Annotated in this window: 22 protein-coding genes; 10 read left to right on the top strand and 12 right to left on the bottom strand. The window is 37.6% G+C overall.

Annotation, left to right across the window (positions count from 1 at the left end):
• Window positions 1-2: 2 nt before the first annotated feature.
• Window positions 3-1,250 (bottom strand): peptidase T, encoded by a 1,248-nt coding sequence (gene pepT / locus FW780_RS14230; RefSeq protein WP_149834182.1) that lies wholly within the window; start codon window positions 1,248-1,250, stop codon window positions 3-5.
• Between the two features lie 187 nt (window positions 1,251-1,437).
• On the opposite strand from pepT, the gene FW780_RS14225 reads away from it, so the two are divergent.
• Both FW780_RS14225 and FW780_RS14220 read left to right on the top strand, forming a co-directional pair.
• Window positions 1,438-2,286 (top strand): hydroxymethylglutaryl-CoA lyase, encoded by an 849-nt coding sequence (locus FW780_RS14225; RefSeq protein WP_149834181.1) that lies wholly within the window; start codon window positions 1,438-1,440, stop codon window positions 2,284-2,286.
• Between the two features lie 204 nt (window positions 2,287-2,490).
• On the top strand, window positions 2,491-3,327 hold the full coding sequence (locus FW780_RS14220; RefSeq protein ID WP_149834180.1) for a sulfurtransferase: 837 nt from the start codon (window positions 2,491-2,493) through the stop codon (window positions 3,325-3,327).
• 53 nt (window positions 3,328-3,380) lie between these two features.
• Here the strand turns inward: FW780_RS14220 and FW780_RS14215 are convergent, their stop codons facing one another.
• The 11 genes from FW780_RS14215 to FW780_RS14165 all read right to left on the bottom strand — a co-directional run bounded on the left by FW780_RS14215 (window position 3,381) and on the right by FW780_RS14165 (window position 11,451).
• Window positions 3,381-3,707 carry an SUF system Fe-S cluster assembly protein gene (locus FW780_RS14215; RefSeq protein WP_034691980.1) on the bottom strand — a complete coding sequence of 109 codons (327 nt, stop codon included), beginning with the start codon at window positions 3,705-3,707 and terminating at the stop codon, window positions 3,381-3,383.
• Window positions 3,708-3,710: 3 nt separating this feature from the next.
• On the bottom strand, window positions 3,711-4,412 hold the full coding sequence (locus tag FW780_RS14210) for a 3'-5' exonuclease (RefSeq protein WP_149834179.1): 702 nt from the start codon (window positions 4,410-4,412) through the stop codon (window positions 3,711-3,713).
• 17 nt (window positions 4,413-4,429) lie between these two features.
• On the bottom strand, window positions 4,430-4,777 hold the full coding sequence (locus FW780_RS14205; RefSeq protein ID WP_149834178.1) for a tRNA-binding protein: 348 nt from the start codon (window positions 4,775-4,777) through the stop codon (window positions 4,430-4,432).
• Complete coding sequence (locus tag FW780_RS14200; protein ID WP_149834177.1) at window positions 4,774-5,283, bottom strand: hypothetical protein; 510 nt, start codon at window positions 5,281-5,283, stop codon at window positions 4,774-4,776. Before FW780_RS14200 ends, FW780_RS14205 begins: the two co-directional genes overlap by 4 nt.
• Before the next feature lie 192 nt (window positions 5,284-5,475).
• Complete coding sequence (locus tag FW780_RS14195; RefSeq protein WP_149834176.1) at window positions 5,476-6,486, bottom strand: trypsin-like serine peptidase; 1,011 nt, start codon at window positions 6,484-6,486, stop codon at window positions 5,476-5,478.
• A gap of 72 nt (window positions 6,487-6,558) precedes the next feature.
• On the bottom strand, window positions 6,559-7,404 hold the full coding sequence (locus tag FW780_RS14190; protein WP_149834175.1) for a caspase family protein: 846 nt from the start codon (window positions 7,402-7,404) through the stop codon (window positions 6,559-6,561).
• Window positions 7,405-7,674: 270 nt separating this feature from the next.
• On the bottom strand, window positions 7,675-8,319 hold the full coding sequence (locus FW780_RS14185) for a response regulator transcription factor (RefSeq protein ID WP_129038916.1): 645 nt from the start codon (window positions 8,317-8,319) through the stop codon (window positions 7,675-7,677).
• Window positions 8,316-9,086: a sensor histidine kinase gene (locus FW780_RS14180; protein WP_149834174.1), complete on the bottom strand. Its 771-nt coding sequence runs from the start codon at window positions 9,084-9,086 to the stop codon at window positions 8,316-8,318. The genes FW780_RS14185 and FW780_RS14180 overlap by 4 nt, the downstream gene beginning before the upstream one ends.
• 13 nt (window positions 9,087-9,099) lie before the next feature.
• The gene (locus FW780_RS14175; RefSeq protein ID WP_149834173.1) at window positions 9,100-9,744 is read right to left on the bottom strand and encodes a hypothetical protein; all 645 of its coding nucleotides are present in this window, start codon (window positions 9,742-9,744) and stop codon (window positions 9,100-9,102) included.
• 11 nt (window positions 9,745-9,755) lie between these two features.
• Entirely contained in the window at window positions 9,756-10,310 is a 555-nt protein-coding gene (locus FW780_RS14170; RefSeq protein WP_149834172.1) for a hypothetical protein, read from the bottom strand.
• Between the two features lie 316 nt (window positions 10,311-10,626).
• Window positions 10,627-11,451 carry a universal stress protein gene (locus tag FW780_RS14165; RefSeq protein ID WP_149834171.1) on the bottom strand — a complete coding sequence of 275 codons (825 nt, stop codon included), beginning with the start codon at window positions 11,449-11,451 and terminating at the stop codon, window positions 10,627-10,629.
• On the opposite strand from FW780_RS14165, the gene FW780_RS14160 reads away from it, so the two are divergent.
• The 8 genes from FW780_RS14160 to FW780_RS14125 all read left to right on the top strand — a co-directional run bounded on the left by FW780_RS14160 (window position 11,429) and on the right by FW780_RS14125 (window position 22,435).
• Window positions 11,429-12,799 (top strand): sensor histidine kinase, encoded by a 1,371-nt coding sequence (locus FW780_RS14160; protein WP_241676914.1) that lies wholly within the window; start codon window positions 11,429-11,431, stop codon window positions 12,797-12,799. The genes FW780_RS14165 and FW780_RS14160 overlap by 23 nt on opposite strands.
• On the top strand, window positions 12,796-13,560 hold the full coding sequence (locus FW780_RS14155) for a LytR/AlgR family response regulator transcription factor (protein WP_149834170.1): 765 nt from the start codon (window positions 12,796-12,798) through the stop codon (window positions 13,558-13,560). The genes FW780_RS14160 and FW780_RS14155 overlap by 4 nt, the downstream gene beginning before the upstream one ends.
• A 269-nt stretch (window positions 13,561-13,829) precedes the next feature.
• The gene (locus FW780_RS14150; RefSeq protein ID WP_149834169.1) at window positions 13,830-14,951 is read left to right on the top strand and encodes an efflux RND transporter periplasmic adaptor subunit; all 1,122 of its coding nucleotides are present in this window, start codon (window positions 13,830-13,832) and stop codon (window positions 14,949-14,951) included.
• 29 nt (window positions 14,952-14,980) lie between these two features.
• Window positions 14,981-18,142 carry an efflux RND transporter permease subunit gene (locus FW780_RS14145; RefSeq protein WP_149834168.1) on the top strand — a complete coding sequence of 1,054 codons (3,162 nt, stop codon included), beginning with the start codon at window positions 14,981-14,983 and terminating at the stop codon, window positions 18,140-18,142.
• A complete protein-coding gene (locus FW780_RS14140; protein WP_149834167.1) occupies window positions 18,129-19,544 on the top strand; it encodes an efflux transporter outer membrane subunit in 1,416 nt (471 codons plus the stop codon). The genes FW780_RS14145 and FW780_RS14140 overlap by 14 nt, the downstream gene beginning before the upstream one ends.
• 249 nt (window positions 19,545-19,793) lie before the next feature.
• Window positions 19,794-20,375 carry a DUF4840 domain-containing protein gene (locus tag FW780_RS14135; RefSeq protein WP_149834166.1) on the top strand — a complete coding sequence of 194 codons (582 nt, stop codon included), beginning with the start codon at window positions 19,794-19,796 and terminating at the stop codon, window positions 20,373-20,375.
• 103 nt (window positions 20,376-20,478) lie between these two features.
• Window positions 20,479-21,045: an RNA polymerase sigma factor gene (locus tag FW780_RS14130; protein WP_149834165.1), complete on the top strand. Its 567-nt coding sequence runs from the start codon at window positions 20,479-20,481 to the stop codon at window positions 21,043-21,045.
• On the top strand, window positions 21,038-22,435 hold the full coding sequence (locus tag FW780_RS14125) for a porin family protein (protein ID WP_149834164.1): 1,398 nt from the start codon (window positions 21,038-21,040) through the stop codon (window positions 22,433-22,435). The genes FW780_RS14130 and FW780_RS14125 overlap by 8 nt, the downstream gene beginning before the upstream one ends.
• Window positions 22,436-22,473 lie beyond the last annotated feature (38 nt).

Here is a 22,473-nt window from a genome sequence, read left to right as displayed (position 1 = left end):
TATTAAGCTTTTACAATATTAATAATTACTTCAGTTGCTTTTTCCATACTTTCCAAAGCTACGTACTCATATGGTCCATGGAAGTTAATTCCTCCTGCGAAAATATTCGGGCAAGGAAGTCCCATATAAGAAAGCTGAGCGCCATCTGTACCACCTCTAATGGCTTTGATTTTAGGCTCAATACCTGCTTCGGTCATTGCTTTTGCCGCAAGATCTACAATGTGCATTTTACCTTCAAACTGCTGCTTCATATTTCTGTATTGCTCTTTGATCTCCACTTCAGCAGTTCCTTCACCATGTTTTTGGTTGAATTCTGCTACTTTTTCCTCCATGAATTTCTTTCTGGCTTCAAATTTATCTGCGTCATGATCACGGATGATGTATTGAAGTTTTGCTTCAGAAATATCAGCAGTGATATCCATTAAATGATAGAATCCGTCAAACCCTTTTGTGGTGGATGGAGTTTCATTAGCCGGAAGCATTTGAGCAAATTCAGCCGCTAAAAGAGCTGCATTAATCATTTTTCCGTAAGCATAACCCGGGTGAACGCTCAATCCGTGGATCTTTACCACAGCTCCTGCAGCATTAAAGTTTTCATATTCCAGTTCTCCAACTTCTCCGCCGTCCATTGTATACGCCCATTCTGCACCAAATTTAGCTACATCAAATTTATGTGCTCCTCTTCCAATTTCTTCGTCCGGAGTAAATCCTATAGCAATTCTTCCGTGTTTGATCTCCGGATGAGCGATAAGATATTCGGCAGCCGTTACAATCTCCGCACAACCTGCTTTATCATCAGCTCCAAGAAGAGTATTTCCGTCAGTAGTAATTAATGTCTGGCTAATATATTTTTTTAAACTTTCAAATCTTGCAGGAGATAATGTGAATCCCGTAGTCTGGTTCAAAAGAAGATCATTTCCATCATAATTTTCCCAAACCTGAGGCTTTACATTTTCTCCACTGAAGTCTGGTGAAGTATCATAGTGTGAAATAAATCCGATGGTAGGTCTGTCATCATTTTCAAGGTTAGAAGGAACATATCCCATAATATAACCATGCTCATCAATTGAAACATTTTCCAGACCGATAGTTTTCAGTTCTTCAGTGATGTAATTGGCAATATCCCACTGGCGGGGAGTAGAAGGTGTAGTTTCACTCTCTGCATCGCTGGTTGAATATATTTTTACATAACTAAGAAAACGGTTCAGTAATTTTTCTTTCCACAATGGGTTGAATTCTATTGTACTCATCAGATATCATAAATTTTAACAAAGTTAGCAAATTTGATGCTGAGAATACCTTATTTGCGATTTAATATCAGTTATTGAAATTATAAATCAGATATAAATATTTGAAAATCAAAATAGTGTTAGCTTTGTATGTACAGTATACTAAGTAGTTTAGTTTTATTATATTTGAGAAAATCAAAAAGTAACAATGTTTCTTACCGAATGTCCTAGAGATGCTATGCAGGGATGGGGAGAGTTTATCCCTACCGATAAAAAAATAGATTATATCAACTCCTTGATGGATGTTGGCTTTGATGTATTGGATTGTCTGAGTTTTGTTTCACCAAAAGCAATTCCACAGATGGCTGACTCTGATGAGGTGGCTGAAAATATAGACAAATCACGTTCAAAGACAAAAGTTTCCGCGATTATCGGTAACTATAGAGGAGCCGAAAAAGCATTGAAACACCAATCTGTTGATATTCTTGGTTTTCCGTTCTCGATTTCCGAAACTTTTCAGCACAGAAATACCAATAAAAGCCAGGAAGAAGCTTTTGATGAAATTATTAAGATGCTTGAACTGGTAAAAAGTGAAGGAAAGCAGCTGAATATCTATTTCTCCATGGCTTTTGGAAATCCATACGGAGAAATGTGGAAATGGGAAGATGTTGACCATTGGGCACAAAGATTTTCAGATATCGGATTAAAAGATATCTTATTGTCTGATACAACAGGAGTGGCAACTCCGGAAACAATTGCTCTTTTGTTTGAAAAAATACCTTCAAAATATCCTGAAATCAATTTCGGAGGACATTTTCATAACCGTTATGAAGATTCTTATTCAAAATTAAAAGCGGCTTATGATCAAGGCTGCAGAAGATTTGACAGTGCTATTAAAGGAATCGGAGGGTGTCCTATGGCAAAAGATGATCTTGTAGGAAATATGCCCACTGAGCAGGTAATCAATTTTATGAGTGTTGAAAAAGCAGAGCATAAACTGAATCTCCTGAACTTTGAAAGTTCTTACAATAAAGCGAAAGATATTTTTCATTTTTAAAAAGAAAACATCATAAGTTTCACAGATCTAGCAACTTAAATAGATCTTAAGATGGTGCAACGTTCAATTTGTCATTCCGTAGGAATCCAGATTATCTTTTTCAATAACGAAATTAAGATTCCTACGGAATGACAAAAATACAACTGAACTATTTGTCTTAATGTGTCCATAGTCATATCTAGTATTAATTCCAAAATCAACAAAATGTCTCCAATAATCTCACCATCCGAATTCAAAAATCTTCCAACAGAAAATCTTGTCATTCTTGATGCAAGAACAGGAAAGGATGTAAAGCAAAGCTACCTTGAAAAACATATTAAAGGAGCCAGATTCATTGATCTGGATAAAGATCTGGCAGAGATAGGAGAAAATGCTGCTTTTGGGGGAAGACACCCGCTTCCTTCCGTAGAAAAGTTTGCTGAAACCCTTTCGGATCTTGGGATTTCAGAAGAGGCCCATATTGTTGTCTATGACGATAAAAATGCTTCAAATGCAGCAGCAAGAGCCTGGTGGATGTTAAGATCTTTTGGTTTTGAAAAAGTGCAGGTTCTTGATGGCGGAATACAAGCGGCAGAGAAAAACGGGCTGGAGTTCTCTTCAGGAGAAGAAGTATTTGATAAAGCCTCTTTAATCAAAAAAGATCATTGGGGTCTTCCTGTTTCAAGTCTGGAAGGTGTTGAAAATGAGATTGAAAACAATTCTTCTGCTGTTATTGACGTAAGAGATGCCTATCGTTATAAAGGTGAATCTGAACCTATTGATCTGGTTGCAGGGCATATTCCCGGAGCGATTAATATTCCTTTTTCAGAAAATCTTGATGAAAACGGAAACTTTCTGAGCCCGGAAGTTTTGAAAGAAAAATATGAGAAGTTATTAAAGAATAAGCCTGAGCATCTGATCATTCACTGTGGATCTGGAGTTACTGCGTGTCATACTATTTTAGCCCTGGATTATGCAGGCTTTCCAATTCCTGATTTGTATGTAGGTTCATGGAGTGAATGGAGCAGAAGAGAAGGAAAGGAAATAGCAAAAGATATTTAAAAGCAAAAACCCCGAAAAATAATTCTTTCGGGGTTTTATATTGTTAAGAGTAATTAAAGCATTCCCAGTTCAAACTTCGCCTCTTCACTCATCATATCCTTGTTCCAGCTCGGTTCAAAAGTCAACTCTAAATCTACACTTTTTACGTTCTCTACTTCAGCCACTTTATCTTTTACTTCCTGAGGAAGTGTTTCTGCAACAGGACAGTTGGGAGTAGTAAGGGTCATTATAATTTTTACGTCAGCATCATCGGAGATCTGAACATCGTAAATGAGTCCTAATTCGTAAATATCTACCGGAATTTCGGGGTCATATACGGTTTTCAGTACACCAATGATTTCCTCACCAATGTCAGCAATTTGATCGTCTGTAAATTTCATTTTTTAATCTAGATTGATATTCCTTTTCAACAAATCTTCCTGACGCATCCGCCGGAAAATATTTGCCAAAGTTAAGACATCTTTTTCACAATAGTCTACAATTCTCTGCAAGTCTTTTTCTATGTAGTAAATTGATGAAACCATTGAGCCGTCAATATCATCTTTCGGAGTAGGAATTCCAAAGACATGAGCCAGTAATTCCAGTGATACAAAACTTTTATAATCCCCAAACTTCCACAGTTCCATAGTATCTATGTGAGGAACCTCCCAGGGTTTCTTTCCAAACATCTGAAACGGAGCAGGAGGGAGCATTCCGTTGATAAGGTATCGTCTGGCAATCCATGGGAAATCAAATTCTTTTCCATTGTGAGCGCAGAGAATCACATTGTGAAGTCTTGGGCTGTTGAAGATTTCACCAAATTCCTGAAGCATTTTCTTTTCATCATGTCCGGAAAAGCTTTTTATTTTTAGAGTCTCATTCTTTTCAAGCATTCCGATGGAGATACAGATGATTTTTCCAAACTCGGCCATAATACCGGCTCTGTCATAAAACTCTTCTGCTGAGACCTCTTCTTTTCTCTGAAATTTTGTCTTTTTGTCCCATAAATATTGCTCTGTTTCGGATAAATCATCCCAGGATCCGGCCTGAGGAACGGTCTCAATATCAAGGAATAAAACTCTTTCTAAAGGTATGTTCTGTATCATATTGTGTTTTGTTGAATTTATCCTACCTGCATCCCGTTTTTTGTAGGAAGTGAAGGGGTTAAAAGAGTGACATCACTTTTGTCTTCACCATATAATCCCAGCACAAGACATTCACTGAAGAAATTGGCAATCTGTTTTTTAGGGAAATTAACTACCGCTAAGATTTGTTTTCCAACAAGTTCCTCTTTTTCGTAAAGAGAGGTAATCTGAGCAGAAGATTTTCTGATTCCTAAATCTCCAAAGTCTATTTCCAGCTGGTAAGATGGGTTTCTTGCTTTTTCAAAATCATTTACTGAAAGAATGGTTCCGCATCTGATGTCTATTTTTTCAAAATCAGCCCAGGTGATATCTGGTTTTACTGTCATGGTAATTCGTTGATTAAATGTTCTACTTCTGTTTTCTGTTCTGCATATTTTTGCTGTAAGACTGAGCCTTCACCCATTCTTTTGTAATACTCCAGAGCTTTTCCCCCGAAGAATTTTTTATGAAAATCTGAAACCTCAGGAATTTGTGGAAAAACCTTGTGAAAAAGCATTTCATAATAGGCCTGAAATTCTCTTTCATTTTTGTCTTCAATTACCTGTCCGGGAGCTTTCTGCCTTACATGAAGCATTTCATGAGCCACCATGTTCAGAACAAGGTTCAGGTCAAAATCAAATAAATTTCTCGGGATCATCACCGTTTGCGGTCCTCCCAGATCACCTTCTGCTGTAAGAAGCATTGAAGTAGGAGAAAGCTCATCCCTGAATCCGAACCCTGCGAAATTTTCATGTTCCAGGTCAAAAGAATGGATCAGATATTTTGCTGCATCCAGAATCTGGTTGTGTTCTTTGTAGGCTTCAAGGTGTAAATTGATCTGCTCGAAATTCATCTGAGATATGTTTTAAACAAATGTATTAAAATATTGAGAATACTAAGACGGATTAGTTAAAAATGCTTCAAAATCAGAAGAGCTTTAGGATAAAAATAATGAGTAGAATTAATCATATTCTTTTAAAAATTACATAACCCTAAATAAAAAAGCCTACCCCGAAAGGCAGGCTTTGATTGAAACTAAAAAAAATTAAGGATGTTCATTTCTTGCTCTGATGACCAGATTTACTAAATCTGAGCCGCCACTTGCAAAATTATCGCTTGGGTTGTGGGCACTTTGTGTAGCCACAGCATACGGAGAGCCATCCCAATATCCCCAGAAAGGGCCTCCGCTTTGTCCAGGCCATATATCTGCCTTATGGCTCATGCTTTCGTTGTCATCAGCACTCCAGAAATCTCCATCCAGAGCGATTCCTGTTTGGTATGTTGGTCTTTGAGTTCCTGTAAGGTCTCCCGGATATCCAGCGTGAGTCCAGTAAGCACCTCCATCCCATGAGTCAGAGTAGGATTTTGAGCCTAGCCATCCTGTGCTGTTTCCGATAGGTCTGTCTAATACAATCACCACATAATCGTATTGTATTTCTGTTGAATCAATAGAAGGGCCTGCTACTTTGTACTTATAATAAGTTAATGTACCCCAGGCAGTTCCGTAAGGAGCGCTTCCGTTGTAATACATTGGAGTGAACTTCAGCCATCCGGTTGTGTTATTAGGCTGCCAGTCAACAATATGAGAACATGTAAGAAGGTGTCTTGGTCCAATCATTACACCACTTCCTGAGCCTAAAGAACTTTCAACTCTACCTACACATCTCCATGGATAGGCTGTAGAATTATATACTTTTCTTTGATCAGCTCCGAAAATTGTTCTTGCATTTTCCGGAGTCAGAAAAGAATCTCTGTCAATGAATTTTGGTTTACGGTCTCTTTTCGGTTCTAGTTTTGGATTGTATTCAAAATCAGCATGAGTAGGGTAGAAATGATCGGTTTCCAGTGATCGGATCTCAGCTGTTTTTTCATCCATAGGCATTCCTATTGTTTTCATCCCTTTCGGAAAAGTTCTACCGTTGATGGTTTCCATGGCAGGAGCCTGGCTGAATAATTTTTCAATTGCTGACGGTTTTTCAGTTGATTTTGCTTTAACAGTTCTAAGTCTTAACACTTCTTCTACTGTCATTGGGTTGTTGTTTTCAATTTTAGACATGATTATTATTTTTAATCTAGTGTATTCCTACTCTTTTATGGCTTTTCGGATTCCGCCTGTAAAGGTTATTGGTTAAGTGAATATTTTTTGTGAAAATTCTGCGGTAATGCTTTCTGTCTGGTTGATTTGGGCTGCTCCCATTGCTGCCAATGCAATAGCAACCTGTTTATCAAGTGTTTTCCTAACAATACTACCATTGGTGGCACGTAAAATCTTACAGAAATGATAGGTGAAATATCCTCTTATCTGTCCGCTGATATTACCTTCCATAGATACCTGATTGTCTTTCGCTGCAGCCCATAAAGTATGATTCATTCCGGCAACAGGGACTAATGCTTTAGTAAGTACGGTTGATTTTTTTGAACTTTTAGACACTTCCAATTCACTGGCATAGGTAAGATAGAACTCATCCTCAAGCATTGGAGGAATATAACGGGCGGTTTCGTTGAGAAGATCTGCTTCCAGTCCCAGATCCAATTTTCTGGTTCCTGTTCCGGAATAACAGCAGTCGAAGATCACTTCCATATTCACTCCGGCTTTTAGCTTGCTGAGAACGGTTTTGAAATCATCATCACGAATGACACCATTATTGGCATAATCGTGCGGGCAAATGGCTTCATCCAAACCATCCAGTTCCAGATCCGATCCGATATTGGCTACCCTGGTTCCGTGTCCCGAATAATAAAAAACAAGTGAATCTCCTTTTACGCTCGTGCTGATCATGGATTTCAGGTAGTTTAATATATTCGCTCGTGTTGCATTTTGATTGGTCAGAATTTTAATCTTTGCCGGACTAAAACCACAAATAACCAATGTATTTGCCATATCTCTTGCATCATTTACACAGCCGTTAAGATCTGGTCCTCCATATCCGATGGGTGCATAATCATTAATACCTACGATAAGTGCTTTTTTCATTGTATTAGTTTTAAAAATATTCCCTACTCTTTTTCGGCTTTTCGGGTTCTGCCTTTCTGTGTATTTTTCTATGACAAAATTCCATTATTCTGCAGGACGAAAACAGAGGAGAAAGCCGTATTTTGAAAAAGGGAAAACACCTTTTCATTTGTATATGAGTGTGTTATGAATTGAAAATCCGGCAGCTTGAAAAGCTGCCGGATACGTAAAAAGAATGTAAAGATGTTTGTTTTATAGTATTGAAATAAGATTAAAAATTAGAATATTCAATCAACACAGATCGTGTTTCAACGCAAAAAGAACAAGACCTGCTCTGTTTTTTATATCCAGTTTTACAAAAACCGAATCTCTGTAGCCGTCAATTGTTTTCGGGCTCAGACACATTTTATCGGCAATCTCCTTGTAAGTAAGTTCACTGCACGCCCATTTTATAAACTCTTTCTCTCTGTCTTTCAGCTCAGAAAGCAGGGAAGCATTTTTCATTTCCTCTGTTTTTACTTTCAATAATTTCTGGGCCACAAAATCAGTATAAAAACTGCCTTTTTCAAATACGGTGTCTATAGCCTGGAAGAGGATAGAAGGCTGCATGTCTTTCAGTAAATACCCCTTAGCTCCTGCCTTCAGCATTCTGATGAGTACTTTTTCATCATCATCCATCGTCAGGGCAATGACTTTGATGTCAGGATAATGTTCAGTAAGCCATTCTGTAGTTTCAATGCCGTTTTTATAAGGCATATTAACATCCATCAGTACTACGGCGGGTAATTCAGAAGCTTTTTCCACACCTGCAATAAATTCTTCTCCGTTGGGATGATTCATAATTACCCGATATTGAGTGTTTTCTGTGATCATATTTTCCAACGCTTTGGAAATTAAGGTATGATCATCAACGATCGCTATGGGAATAGTTTTCATAATAAATTTTTATGATAGGTTATCAAAGTTTGTGTTCCTTTATTCAGTTCTGAGTGTATAGACAGTTCGGCATGAATCAGTTTTGCTCTCAGTTCCATGTTTTTTAATCCTGAGCCATCCTGAATCATGCTTGTATCAAAGCCTCTTCCGTTATCGGAAATGCTGATGTGTAATTTTTCACAGTCATCGTCCATTTGTATGGAAACATTTTTGGCTTTGGAATGTTTCAGGATATTGTTGATACTTTCCTGGATAATTCTGAAAAGAATCAGACCATGTTTGGGAGAAATGTCAATATCCTGTTTTTGGGTAATAAATTCTATTTTTAATAATTTTAGTTTTTTGATTCTATTAACCTCTCTTTCAATGGATTCTGCCAGTCCGAAATGAATAATCTGTTCAGTAATTAATGTTTTAGACAGATTTCTTATGTCCTGTATACATTCTCCCAACAGTTCATTGAGTTCAATAAGGTCTTCTTTTTCGTTGTTTTTTAATTTGGTAATCAGCTGGTTTTGTCGCAGCCGGACTACGGAAAGTTTTTGCCCCAGATCATCGTGCAGTTCCTGTCCAATATAATTAAGGGTCTGTTCTTTCATTTCTACCTGTGAAGTGGCCAGCTCTTTTTCAAACCGAAGATCTTTCTCTTTTTGAGCGATCAGAAGGCTTGTTTTTTTCTTGATAAAAACCGCATAAATGAAGATCATTGTCAAAACAACGATGAATAAAGTAATCGTAAAGATGATGACCAAATTATTCTCTTCCATATCTGAAAAGGATTTATCTGATTTTTTCTTGTTTGTTCCCAATTAAACCCAATATGAGTATACCGTTACTGATCAGATTCAGCATAAATAAAATGAAGAAATAAATACTTTCCGAAACAGTGTTTCTGAAAAACAGGATCGGGATACTTCCGATAAAAAAGATCAGTAAAGCCACTGATATCCAGAACGGAAGGTAATTATTGATCCCTAATATTTTATCTGAATTAAAAGTTTGGTACAGGAACAAAATAATTGAAAATAACAACAGAAGAATATCTACATACAGCATATTAAAAGAAAAATGATGAAGCAGATCATCTTCTGTGTAAAACATTACAGCAATATTGAGGACAAAAAGAACCAGGATGATAGTCTGTATCTTTTTGAGCAGCGGAACATATAATAATTGGTAATAATAAAATAAGTACAAAAAGAATACAATCATTAAAAACCCAATTACATAAAATATGTCCGTAGGCAGTTTTGTCAGGTCGTAGTAGAAATAACAGAAAATATCAATCAGGGAAAACAACAGATATCCAATGATAAAAAATAAATTTTCCTTTCCGGTTTTTCTATATTTTATGACCATTAAAAGCATCACTATAATGGATAGGATCATCGATATCTGTTTCCCTGTTTCAATATTCCAGTTCATAATTTGTGTTTTTAAGGCATTGTTCCTGACAGAGTTTTTGGAGGGGGTGCCAGATTGGTCATGTTCATAGATTCTATAGAAGGAACATCTGTATTTTCCTCGGTAGAGGCTGTTCTGGCCATTGCATTGTCATTTTTTCTTTTTTGGGAGGTAGGAACTAAAAATATGGTTTGATAACCTGCATATTCCGGTTTTGCCATTCTGTTTTTAGGATGATTCATAGGGTATTTTCCCATATAGATCCTGATTCCCGGATTTTTTAATTTTTGTTTTTTTGCATTTTCTTTTACATACTTAATATATCCTTCCATGTCTTCCAGTGAAAACCAGTACCATCGGGAATCCGGTTCACCGTTTCTGGATTTCATGAGAACTTCATGATTGGTTCTGGTATATTCATCAAAAAGAACCCGGCCTTCACGGTAGCTGATCAGTTTTTTCTTATAACTGTTACTAACAGGTTCTTTAGGAGGTTCGGAGCAGCGGGTGCAGCTTAACAAACAGAGTGTTAGAATAAATGCTGCACATAGCAAACTTAAAGTCTTAGTAAAAAAGGAAGTTTTCATTTTTATGGTTTTTAATTTTATGGAACAAAATTAGCTAACGGCACAACTATAAAAAAGGGGGAAAACACTGTTTTTATCCTTTACTAAATTTACGACTTTTTGATATTCAGTTCAGTATGAATTATTGATTTGTTTTTTATTTTCAAAAAATATATTAATTATGTTTGTTAAAATAATAATATCTGTTTGAGCCTGAAACTAAGTATAAAAACAGGACCGGAAATCGCTTCCCGGTCCTGTCAAACAAGATTAAGTGTAAAATTTAGCCTTTACAGGCAAAAAGGATAATTCAAATGTGTTCAGATTTTTATTGGTCTTAATCTATGTTTAGGGGAATTGATAGTAATGGTATTTTATTTTTATAAGCCATAATAGCTGTTTTACTTCGGTGGAAAAGAGATTCAACAAGGTTGTATTTGTATGGAACCATGGTCAGAAGATCAGGTCCTGTCAATCTGATTTCTTCTTCAATAGCTTTGATAACTTCGATAGATTGAATCATTTTAAAACTGTATTTAATATCATCCAGATAATATCCGGAATTCAGATCTATATCGTGAATGACTTCAGTAAAATCCTCTAAGCTTTCACTTACATTGAATACCTCAATTTCAGCATTAAATTCATTAATGAAATAATAAATATCGTTCATTGCCGTCCAGGTCATACTTTTATGAGTATCATAGGCAAAAAGAATTTTCCTGATTCCTGTATATTCTATGTGGGCAGGCACAATTAATATCGGTTTTTTGAGTCGGTGAATAGCCCTTGTTACACTATTGCCCAAAAGCTTCTGTTCAAGAGTTTTCTCAGCCATTCCCATAACAATAAAATCACATTCATGAAGCAGCATACACTTTTCAAGTTCTTCAATAAAGTTGCCGGAAGCCAGATGATGTCCGGTTTCTATAGCATACAGAGATTGAAGTTCAGCTGCTTTATCTTCCAGCTTTTTCTGATTCTTAAGCGTTTGAGTGTAGAAGAAATCAGCCGAAGCCTGTGCATTCAAAGCATGAATGGAAACGGTTTGCAGATTAAAAAGTATAATCCTGTATTTGTTTTCTTTAGCCAAAGATGCTGCATAATGAGTGGCATTTTCAGCTTCGTGAGAAAAATCTGTGCAGACAATTATTGTTTTCATTGTTCCGGATTTAATACTGCAAAACTATAATAGACTACAATTGCCTTATCATAAAAATATTGTGACGTTGCATAAAATGATGATGAAATGTCTTTTTCAGGTGATGAACCGTCACATCCATTTGAACTCTGCTATTTTACGTTTCAGGGACGGTTTTGGCGGTCTCGTCCAAAATAGAGGATATTCGTCTAAAATCTATTTCTATATTTACATTCATAAAATCCCGGATATGAATAGGATTTCTACCATCAGGAAAAATATAGTACGGAATAAGAAGATTCTTTCTACCATGAAAAGAAGACTCGTAATCTGGGCAGTAGCAGTAGTTACTTTCTGTGTTTTTTCCTACCTTATTGACCCGTTTGACCCCGTTTGGAAAGAATATCTGTATGCTCCGCTGAGGATGATTCTGGAAGATGCCTCATGGATTGTCTTTTTTTCTATCATTATCTCAGAGGTAAGTATTTTTATAGACAGAACACTCAATAAGCTGCTTCCCTGGAGTAACAGAACCGTAAAACGTTTGCTCATTCAGTGTTTGATTCAGATCGTGGGAAGTGTAATGATTGTCATTATTATTAATGCCATTGTAGACTGTACTTCAGTAACATTACCCGAGATAGATTCCCGAAAAGAATATACACTGCTGGGACAGTGGATCGCAACTAATATTGTAATATCATTGATTATCAGTGCGTTTAATACCGTGGATTATCTATTGGAAAACTGGAAAAAAACAGCAGTAGAAGCCGCTCAGCATAAAATAAGAGCTTCCAAGCACAAACAGGCTGCTATGGCGGCAGAACTTCAGGCACTTAAGCTTCAGATAGATCCTCATTTTATTTTCAACAACTTAAGTGTACTGTCAGAACTTATTCTGGAAGATCAGCAGTTAGGTTATGAATATTCAGAGAAGTTTGCAAGAGTATACAGATACCTGCTAGTCAATTCCAAAAAAGATATCATTGCAGTAGAAGAAGAGCTGAAATTTTTAGAATCCTATATCTTTCTGATTGAAAAAAGAATTGGTGAAGGCGTTGTATTTAAAATAGATATTAAGGAAGAATACAGATCAAGGTTTACCCTTCCGCTATCTTTACAATTGTTGGTTGAAAATGCCATTAAACATAATCAGACCTCGAAGGTAACCCCCCTGGAAATTCACGTTTATACAAGTTCTGAAGGAGAATTGGTGGTTTCCAATACATTTCTGCCTCTGATCAACAAGCCGGATTCCTCCGGAGTAGGGCTCACCAATATTATAGCACGGTATGAAATCTTAGGATATCCTAAACCCGTGATTGAAAAAACTGAAGATAAATTTATTGTAAAACTTCCATTGATATGAAGATTAATAAAATTTTAATAGTTGAGGACGAAAGGCCCAATGCAGACCGATTAAAAAGACTGTTGCTGAAATTAAGACCCCATATCGAAATCCTGTCTGTAGAAGACTCGATTACCTCAACCGTACACTGGCTGGAAAATAATGTCGTTCCGGATGTCATTATGATGGATGTTCGTCTTGCGGACGGGCTCAGCTTTGAAATATTCAACAAGCATGAAGTTAAAAGTGCCGTTATATTCACCACAGCGTACGATGAATATGCAGTACAGGCATTTAAATACAACAGTGTAGACTACCTTCTGAAACCCATTGAAGAAGAAGAGCTGGATGCTGCGTTAAAACGTTATGAAACCTTTATGGAAGCAGTTCCGGTAGTGGGAACAGCTATTGAAGGGTTGTTGAATTATATCCAGCCGAAAGATTACAGAAAACGCTTTCTCATAGCCCATAGAGATGGATATAAAACCGTTCTGGCGGAAGATATCCTATACATTTATACCGAATTGGGAATCAGCAAAGCCATGTTGAATACTGGAGTGGTAGAGAATGTTCCGCAGACGCTGGAAGAGCTTGAGAAACAGTTAGATCCCAAATTCTTTTTCCGGGCCAACAGACAATTTATCATTCACATCAATTCCGTAAAACAGATTTTTAATCATTTTAATGGAAAATTAAAGCTTGAACTGAGAAAACAACCTGATATGGAAGTGATTGTCAGCCGTGAAAAAGCTTCCATTTTCAAATCCTGGATGGATTATTAATTCTATAAAAATACCAAAAAGATTGCTTTTTATAAAGCAATCTTTTTTTTCGTTTGATTAAAGACCTATTTATTTGTTTTTAGTGATTTCACTCTTATTTTATCCGGAAAAGCTTTTTTTTATCAGATTTATAATAGAAAACAACCGTTTCCCTTCATTTTTCCTATCATACGTTTCACCTGCGATTAATGACACTTCACTCAACTTCTGAATGAATATCCTTATTATATGAAGTTATTTTGCTCCTGTAAAATTTAAAAACTCATGTTATGAATTACAGAAAAGGATATCTGGCACTCTCACTTACAGCTGCAGCAATATTGTACTCGTGCGGTTCTGGAAGTGGTCAGGAAAATGCCCAGCAGATGCAGCAGGCATTGCCTACAGATTTTATCCAGGTGAAGTCAGGAGATGCAGATGTGTCTACAGGATACCCGGGAAGCATAGAAGGACAGGATAATGTAGATATTAAAGCACAGGTGACAGGCTATCTGGAAGCTGTATATATCAAAGAAGGACAGTATGTAAGTAAAGGACAGACCCTTTTCAGAATAAATCCGTCAGTATACAACGAGCAGGTAAATACCAATGAAGCAGCACTGAAATCAGCTCTGGCAGCACAGGAAACAGCAAGACTTGAAGTAGAAAAACTAAAACCTCTTGTAGAAGGAAAAGTAGTTTCTGATATGCAGTTGAAAACAGCTCAGGCAAGCTATAAAGCAGCTTCAGCACAAGTGGCACAGGCACAGTCTTCTTTAGGATCATCAAAGATCAATGCCAATTTTACCTACATCAAAGCTCCCGTGAGCGGATACATAGGCAGAATTCCGAATAGAGTAGGAAACCTCATCAGCCCATCAGATGCATCTCCACTAACAACGCTTTCAAGTATCAACAGTGTGAATGTGTACTTCTCAATGAATGAAGCTGATTTTATTGCCCACAGTAAAGCTTCTATATCAGGAAATACCGCAGAAAATGTAGAACTTATCCTTGCAGATGGCTCTACTTATTCTCTTAAAGGAAAATTGGAAAATGCCAGCGGAAATTTCGACAGAAATACAGGAAGTATTCAAATGAAAGCTGTTTTCCAGAATCCTGATAAATTATTAAGAGCCGGAGGAACTGCTAGAGTAATGATTCACAATGCCCTGAATGGTGTAGTCAAACTTCCGAAAACATCTGTGAAGGATATTCAGGACAGATTTTTTGTCTATAAACTGAATGGTAAGGATAAAGTGAAAATGACTCAGATTACCGTTTCGGGAAGTACATCTCAGGATTACTTTATCAAAGAAGGAGTAAATGCAGGAGATAAGATTGCCATCAACAGAATTGATGCCCTTACAGACGGCGCACAGGTTGTTGCGACAACAGTTCCTTTGAAATAGTTGTATAACCACTCTTAGAAAATTCAAAAATGTTAAAAAAGATAATAGACCGTCCGGTATTGGCGACGGTAATATCCCTTATCATTGTCATTTTAGGGATCATAGGATTAAACCAGCTGGCGGTGACCAGATTCCCGGATATTTCTCCACCTACCATTACGGTTTCAGGATCTTATCCGGGAGGAAACAGTGAGACAGTGATCCGTTCCGTGGTAACTCCGCTGGAAGAGCAGATCAATGGTGTGGAAGATATGGAGTATATGAAATCTAGTGCAAGTAATGACGGTACATTTTCAATCTCCATCATATTCAAACAAGGAGTGAATGCAGATCAGGCTGCCGTAAATGTACAAAACAGAGTACAGCAGGCCACTCCGATACTTCCGCAGGAGGTAGTAAGAATGGGACTTACCACATCCAAACAACAGAACAGTATGGTATTGATTTTCAATATTTATACGGAAGATAATAAACAGTATGATGAAACTTTCCTGCAGAACTATGCAAATATTAACCTTATTCCACAGGTCAAAAGGGTAAAAGGAGTAGGACAGGCCATGGTATTCGGGTTGAAGGATTATTCCATGAGAATATGGCTAAACCCTCAGAAAATGTCGTCTTACGGGCTTGAGCCGGCAGATGTTTCCAGAGCGATTGCTGACCATAGTTTGGAATCTGCTCCGGGTAAACTGGGAGAAGAATCTGATGCTGCCTTAGAATATGTAATCCGATATAAAGGGAAGAAAAACAAACCGGAGCAATATGAGAACATCATTGTTAAAAATACCGGAAGTCAGGTCATCAGACTTAAAGATGTGGCCCGTGTAGAATTCGGTGCCATTTCAAATACGGGAGATAACCTTTCCAATGGGAAAAATGCGGTTACAGTAGCTATTATGCAGACTACAGGATCCAATGCCAACCAGATTGAAATAGGCGTAAACAAGGCTCTTGATCAATTGTCAAAATCATTCCCTCCCGGTATCAAATATACAAAGGTAATGAGTACCAAAGAAAGGTTGGACGAAGCCACAGGACAGGTAAAATCTACTCTGATAGAAGCATTTATACTGGTTTTTATCGTTGTATTTATCTTCTTACAGGATTTCAGATCTACTATCATTCCGGCAGTGGCGGTTCCGGTGGCGATTATTGGCACCTTCTTCTTCCTTCTGGTTTTAGGATTTACCATCAATGTACTGACGCTTTTTGCCCTTGTACTGGCCATCGGTATTGTCGTCGATGATGCAATTGTAGTGGTGGAAGCCGTTCACAGTAATATGGAAGGAACCAATCTTTCAGGAAGAGAGGCTACCCACAAGGCAATGAGTGAGATTACAGGAGCAGTTATTTCCATTACGTTGGTAATGTCTGCAGTATTTATCCCAATCGGATTTATGTCAGGTTCAGCTGGATTATTCTATAAGCAGTTTGCCTATACATTGGCCATAGCTATTATTATCTCAGCGGTTAACGCGTTGACTTTAACTCCGGCTTTATGTGCTGTATTTTTAAAGAATAATCATGCAGGAGAAGGAGGAGAGAAACCAAAAGGATTCGGGCAGAGGTTTGCTGTGGCATTCAATGCAGGATTTAATAATATGACCAACCGTTATGCAAAAGGGGTTCGATTCTTAATTGGACGAAAATGGATTGCGGGAGGATTAATAGTAGCCGTTATTGGTGTTGCAGGATGGCTGATGTCTAGTACGCCTAAGAGTTTTGTACCAATGGAAGATGACGGATTCTTTATGTACACCTTAAGTATGCCTCCGGGAACAGCATTGACAAAAACTACGGAAGTTTCCAACAAGATCAATGAAATTTTAAAAGGAGTAGATGCTGTTCAGGAAAACACGTCCATTACAGGATACAACCTGCTTAGCAACAGTGCAGGACCAGCTTACGCCATGGGATTTGTTAAACTGAAACCTAAAAAAGAAAGAGGTGAAGTTCAGGATATTCAGGAGGTTGTAGATATGGCTAATGCAAAACTGGGAGTAATAAAAGAAGGAAGTGTGATGACTTTCAGAATGCCTCCGGTAGAAGGATATGGAATGACGAATGATGCAGAGATCGTACTTCAGGATCGTATGGGAAGAGATCCTCAGGTTCTTAAAGCCAAAGCGGATGAATTGATCGGTCAGCTGATGAAGGTGCCGGAAGTAGCATTTGCCTACACGATGTTCAGGGCAGATTATCCTCAGATGGAACTTGAAGTAAATGAAGACAAAGCAAAACAGCTGGGAGTAAGCATTTCAAACCTGTTAGGAACCGTTCAGACCTATTTCTCGGGAGATCAGTCTCAGAATTTTTCAAGATTCGGAAAATTTTACAGAGTAAATATTAAGGCTGATGGCGTTTTCAGAATGGATGAGCAGGCGTTCAATGATATTTTCGTGAAGAATGAAAAAGGAGATATGGTGCCGGTGAATACCCTGATTACTTTGAAAAAAGTATACGGTCCGGAATCCGTTCAGCGCTATAATCTTTACAACTCATTAAATATCAACGTGTCTCCAAAACCAGGAGTAAGTAACGGAGAACTGATGGGTAAACTGGAGCAAACATTAAGCAAGTTACCATCTGACTACAGCTACGAATGGACAGGGTTGAGTCTGGAAGAGAAATCTGCAGGAAATCAGACAATTGCCATCTTCGGTTTATGCTTACTTTTTGTATACCTGCTACTGGCAGCTCAGTATGAAAGTTATATCCTTCCTCTGGCAGTAATGCTTTCCATCCCAACGGGAATTGTAGGAGCATTCTTAGGAATAAAAGCAATAGGGCTGGATAACAATATTTATGTACAGGTAGGATTGATTATGCTTATTGGGTTATTAGCCAAAAACGCCATCCTTATTGTTGAATTTGCCATTCAAAGGAGAAAATCAGGACTTTCTATTCTGGATTCTGCACTAGAAGGAGCGAAGGCGAGATTACGTCCGATTATTATGACTTCATTGGCTTTTATTGTAGGAATGATTCCGTTGATGATTTCTTCAGGAGGAATGGCTTCAGGAAACAAATCAATCAGTACAAGTGCAGCGATGGGGATGCTGAGTGGAGTAGTTTTGGGAGTTTTTGTAATTCCTGTACTCTATATGTTTTTCCAGTATCTGGATGAGAAATTCTCTGCCAAAAAGAAGTACAATACGACAGAAAATCAATTGACAAATGAGAATATTTAATATAAAAAATTTCCTTATTTCAGGCGCAATGGCATCACTTCTGATGTCTTGTGCCGTAGGGAAAAAATATACAAGAACAGACCTTCAGGTTCCGGAAACGTACAAAGAATCTGTACAGGTAACAGGAGATACAGTAGTGCTTCCATGGAAAACCTTCTTCAAAGATCCTAAATTGATAGGCCTGATAGATAAGGCCCTTTCAAGAAATAACGAAGTGAATGTAGCCCTGAAGAATATTGAACAGCTTGATCTGATCTATAAACAGGCTAAGTTGGGACTGATGCCAACCTTAGATCTCAGTGCAGGAGCTAACAGAAGCTGGGCATCCAAAAATACCCTTAACGGTTCCCTTAATGAACAGTTTGTAGGGACAAAATACATGGATGATTTCAGTGCAGCACTAAGGCTTTCCTGGGAAATAGACATCTGGGGAAAAGCTAAAATGCAGAAAGAATCCGCTGCAGCAGAGTATTTTGGACAGAAAGAAAACCTGAATGCAATAAAAAGCAGAATTGTAGTTCAGGTGGCACAGGCTTATTATAACCTTATAAGCCTTGATGAACAGCTGAAAATAGCCGAACAGAATATTGAGCTAAGTGAGAATACTCTTAAAATGATGAATCTTCAGTTTACAGCAGGACAGATTAACTCATTAGCCGTCCAGCAGTCGGAAGCTCAGAAGAAAACAGCAGAACTGTTGATTCCTTTGGCAAAACAGAATATTTCTGTTCAGGAAAATGCATTGAGCATTCTTTGTGGAGAATATCCGGCGAAAATAGAAAGAGAAGGAAACCTTAAAGCAATGATTCCGGAAAATAAACTGTCAGAAGGATTACCCGCACAGCTGTTGAGTCGCAGACCGGATCTGAAAATGGCAGAATTTAACGTAATCAGCCTTAATTCAAAAACCGGATTGGCAAAAGCCGCAATGTATCCAAGTATCAGTTTAAGCCCGCAGATAGGAGTAAATTCCAATAAATTCAGCTCATGGTTTGATATTCCCGGATCTATTACCAAAACAATTGCAGCAAATCTTGCAGCTCCCATTTTTCAGAAAAAAGAACTGAAAACAGCTTACGAGACCGCATTGATTGAACAGGAAAAAGCAGCCATCAATTTTAAACAGTCTGTAATGACGGCCGTGGGAGAAGTTTCCGATGCTATGGCCAAGTCTAAAGGCTCTTCAGAAAGACTACAGCTTTTAGAACAGAGAACAGCCATTTTGGACAAAGGAATCAATGATGCCCTGAAGCTGTATAAAAGTGGGATGGCAACCTATCTTGAAGTCATTACAGCTCAGAATAATAAGCTTCAGAATGACCTGGAAGCCATTAATGTAACCCTTGAAAGGTTAAATGCAGAAGTAGACCTGTACAGATCGCTTGGTGGAGGAGTACAATAAAATGTAAATAGTAAAAGGAAGCTGTATTGTATAGCTTCCTTTTTTGTTATTTCTAAAGGTAAATACAATGTAATTTTAATATAAGGCCCGGTATTTGCAGAGAAGTGATGAAAATTTATATCCATAAAATCAATTGGTTATGAAAAATTTCATTCTTTTTTTTATAAAAACATGCAAGATTTTCGGAAAGCTGGATTTATATAAATGAGTACTCGAAAATAATTAATGTTTAACGAAAAAAGTAATGCAATGAAAAGATTGACAGTACCCCGATTTTTTATAACAGTTTTAATGGTTTTAGCAGGATTTTTTGCCTTATCCTCATGTAATGATAACGATGGACCGGATATTCCTCCTGTAAAAATGGAAGATTTAAAAGGAAACTATAAAGGTAAGCTGGTTATTGTACAGGGAAATAGTAAAAGAGAAGGAGTAAAGGAGTTCAAGGTGAAAAAAGATACCATCTCATTTGCCGAATTTCCAATTACAGAAATTGTAAAAACAGTGGTGAAAGACCCGGCAAAAGCAGAAGCAGCGATGAAGACAATTGGAAAAGTAAAGTATGACCTTAAGTATGCAGCAGTAATCAACACAGCCAATAATGTAATAGAATTGACCTTCGCTCCTAAGACTATGGAACTCCAGATTCCTGTAGATGGTGTTAATAAAAAGACCATCGTAGAATTTGTAGCAAAACAAAAAGGATATTATGTAGGATTGGACCAGACGCTGAGATATGCTATAACAGCAGAAAAAATTACAGTAGATGGTACATTGGTTACCCCTTATGAGGTGATTGATTATAATTTCCCATTCTGTATAAAGAATTAATTAATAGATAGTATCATAAATGGATTGCTCTTTGAAAAGATGCAATCTATTTTTGCCTGACAGTTTTATAATATCCCATCGGATATGGCAGCAGTAGCAGTATATGGAAGAAAGTAAAGAACAGATTTTGGTAAAGCACCTTCTGAAGAAGGAGGAAGCTGCCTGGAAAGAGCTTTTTGGAGCTTATTCCGGAAATCTGAGCTATGTGTGTTCCCGCTACCTCGCAGAAAAAGAAGATGTTCATGATGTGCTTCAAAACAGTTTTATCAAAATGTTCCGTTCGATAGAATCTTTTGAGTACAGAGGAGTTGGTTCTTTAAAAGCCTGGATGACCCGTATTACTGTCAATGAATCTTTGAAGCATATCAAACAGAAAGGAGATTTTAAATCTGCGGTGGAAGTAGATGATCTTCCGGATATTCCTAATGAAGAAGAACCGGATTTTGAAGAGATTCCGCGTGATGATATTATGATGATGATAAAATCTCTTCCGGAAGGGTACAGAACTGTTTTTAACCTGTTTGTATTTGAGAAAAAAAGCCATAAGGAGATTGCCGGACTGCTGGGAATTGCAGAAAATTCTTCTGCATCTCAGTTTCACCGCGCAAAAGGACTGCTTGTTCAGAAAATAAAAGAATTTAAAATGTCAAAAAAAGCACAATATGAATAATGAATGGCTAAATAACCTGCGAAGCAGAATGGATGACCATGAAGAGGACGTTCCGGAAGGATTGTGGGATGACATCAAAGGTGAGCTGTTCTCCGAAGACGAGAACAACAGCATTCCCGGGTTTATTCCCGAAATTCATGAAGGTGGAGCAGGCAAGAAAGAAAAAGGAAATTATACAGGACAAAAATCTTTATTCTATCGCCTTGGAGGTATTGCGGCTGCCATTGTATTGCTCTTTTTATTGACGAAACTCCTGCCGCAGAATGATACAGACAAAACCTTGTCTCAGAAACCGGCAGATGTGAAAAAAGGAAAGGAAAAGAATTCTTTGAAACCTCTGGAAACTGAAAAAGTCTCAGGCAGTGAAGTGAAATCCGATATCACATCTCTTTTAGCTGAAAATATATTGAATACACTCACTCCTGAGAAAACAGAGGCAAAGAAATATTTGAATACTGAAGAAAAAAACAGAGAAGAAAAGAATCAGAATATTCAGGACATCATCAAACTTCCGGCTGTTGCGGAATCTTCTCATCAGGAAAGCAAGATTGTTCAAAAAGTATCTCCTGCTGATGATATCGTAAAAGAACCTGCCATAGAGAAGGCCTCTGATGAGGTTTTCAAACAGGAAGAATTAAAAGAAGTATATGCTGAGAATACAAAACATACTACCAAAAAAATCCGTGACAAAAAATCCTGGATGCTGAGTATGCTTACAGGAAATGTTGCCTCCAACTCTGCAGAACAGCAATTTCCGGGATATGCCTCCATCACCGGAAAAGCAATGAATGTTGAGCAGGTGTTTACTACATCAGAACATCATGATGACCCCCTGACGGCAATATTACTTGCGAATCAGAGTCAGCAGGTAGAAGCAAGAATCAGGCATAAAGTACCAGTTACGTTCGGATTGTCTCTTTACTACAATTTAGGGAAAAGATGGGGGATTGGAACGGGACTGAATTATACGAAACTCTCTTCTGAACTGCATTCAGGGAGTGATAACAACTATATTAAAGGAGATCAGACCGTCCATTATATAGGAATTCCGGTGCAGGTCAATTATAATGTTATTCAGAAGGGGAGATTTACAGGATATGTTACAGGCGGAGCGCTTGTTGAAAAACCCATAGCAGGGAATATTACAACAACTTATGTGGTAAATGATGAAATAAAGGAATCCTCAAAAGAGCGTGTGGAACCAAAACCTTTTCAGTTTTCCGTCAACACTGCAGTAGGATTTCAGTTGAAGGTCATAGATAAAGTTGGAATTTATGCCGAGCCGGGAATAGGATATCATTTCAAGGAAGAAAATGCTCCTAATACCATTTATAAAGAGAAACCATTTCATTTTAATATGAAATTCGGGATCAGAGTGCTGTTGGATTGATGTAGAGGATTTTTAAACCAAATCACACTTAATAATCT

The sequence above is a fragment of the Chryseobacterium sediminis genome (assembly GCF_008386505.1).
Taxonomy (GTDB): Bacteria; Bacteroidota; Bacteroidia; order Flavobacteriales; family Weeksellaceae; genus Chryseobacterium; species Chryseobacterium sediminis.
The sequence above is the reverse complement of the archived record's forward strand: the minus strand, read 5'-3'. Positions and strand labels throughout refer to the sequence as shown.